The sequence below is a fragment of the uncultured Nitrospira sp. genome (genome assembly GCA_902500695.1).
Classification (GTDB): Bacteria; Nitrospirota; Nitrospiria; order Nitrospirales; family UBA8639; genus Nitrospira_E.
The window spans coordinates 1-1,556 of sequence record CABVRQ010000122.1 but is presented as its reverse complement, the minus strand read 5'-3'; the positions used below and the strand labels follow the sequence as shown (position 1 = coordinate 1,556).

At 58.0% G+C, this 1,556-nt stretch carries 1 protein-coding gene; it reads right to left on the bottom strand.

The window, feature by feature from the left end; all coding sequences use genetic code 11:
• Positions 1-1,556, bottom strand: a 1,556-nt coding sequence (locus AAH187_RS18225; RefSeq protein WP_342349913.1) for a hypothetical protein, incomplete at both ends; no start/stop codon positions are given.

Genomic DNA, 1,556 nt, shown 5'->3' with positions numbered 1-1,556 from the left:
CCGGGCAAGGCCGTTGCCGCCCCGGTGGGTGAAAGCGCGATCGTGGTGGATGTCGGATCAAAATCCTTTCGGTCGGCTGCTCCAGGCACATGCCCAAGCTCGTGACCCAACAGACGGACAGACGCTCCGATATCTGCGCCAAATTCTGTGGCATCTTCCCTGATATCCGCTGCGCGGTCACGGTGCCCCAATTCCTCAGCAAGGAAAGCCGCATCATTCATCCCTTTCAGACCCCAGAAATTATCCCAGAATGAATAGGCTGGTGTATCCATATAGCCTTCATGGCTGATCGAAGGCGGCAACAGACCATAAAGCGCCTTGCGATCGCTCTGACGATTATGCTCCGTCCGTTCCGATAGCCTCAGTTTATCGAGGGCGGCGGCGGCCTTGTCCACATAAGACCACATGACTTCGGCAAAGGCACGATCCCCGGTATACCGGTAAATATCCGCGATCAGAAAAATCAGTTGCCCATGGCTGTCATTCTCCACAACCGGATCCGCGCCACGTTGATCCACACAGCAGGGAACTTTGCCATTGGAGAATTGATGCGGCGCATACCAACGGGCAAAATCAACCGCAGGCTCATTGTGCCCGAGACGCAGGAACCCTTCACTCATCATCGCCCCGTCACGTATCCACGAACGGGCATAGTTACGTGGCCCCGGACGCAGTCCAGGCCCTTCACGCGTGATCATCATATGAGCGAGAGCGGTTTTTAACGCATTGAGAATCGGTAAGGATGCAGGCGGACCGGAAATGTCCACCCGATTGAGAATCTCCCGCCATTCATCGGCTGCGGCCTGTTCGCCGGCATCAATGGCCTCGCGATTCAGGTCGGGGGCATGCCCGCCATCAGTCGTGAGCACCGTGATGACGGAAATATCGCGAACCTCACCAGGTTCCAGATCTACGTGAAAATACATGACGCCGGAACCGAAGCCTCCCGGAGCTACCAGGCTTTGCGAATCCGTGCTTGCCCCGGCATCCTGCACATGGGGGAACCCGGCCCGTTCAAAGTCTACAAGTGATACGGAATCCGGCTTCAAGGCAGGATACACCGACCACTCACCATTCACCTGAAACGCGGCGCCATTCCAACTGATCCGTTCAATCCTGCTGACACCGCCTACAATATTCAGCGTCTGCGTGGGCGGATTGACCTGCATCGGGCGGATGGCAAGGGCCAGGGTGAGCGCTCGAGTTATCGTGCCGGTATTGGTCACACGATATCTGGTCACCACATCGCGGGCCTTGCCGTCCATCCCGCCTTCTCTTCCTGCCGGAACTGGCGGACGATGGGCACTGATGTCCAGGGAAAACCCGTCATGGGTCCGGCGCACTCGCGGCAAGGGCAGATATTCATCCCTCAGGCTGTGGCTAAGCCCGGCATCGGCCCAGCTCTGTATGGAACCATTCGCGATCACAAAGGGTTCAATCGAAAAAGCCCCGGGTCCCGGTTCCAGCGCCCCGTCTTCCGACAGCATGGCCGACCGGCCACCCTGCGGAGCGCCAACAACCGTCCAATATATTTGTTCACCAACGTAGCTGCGCGG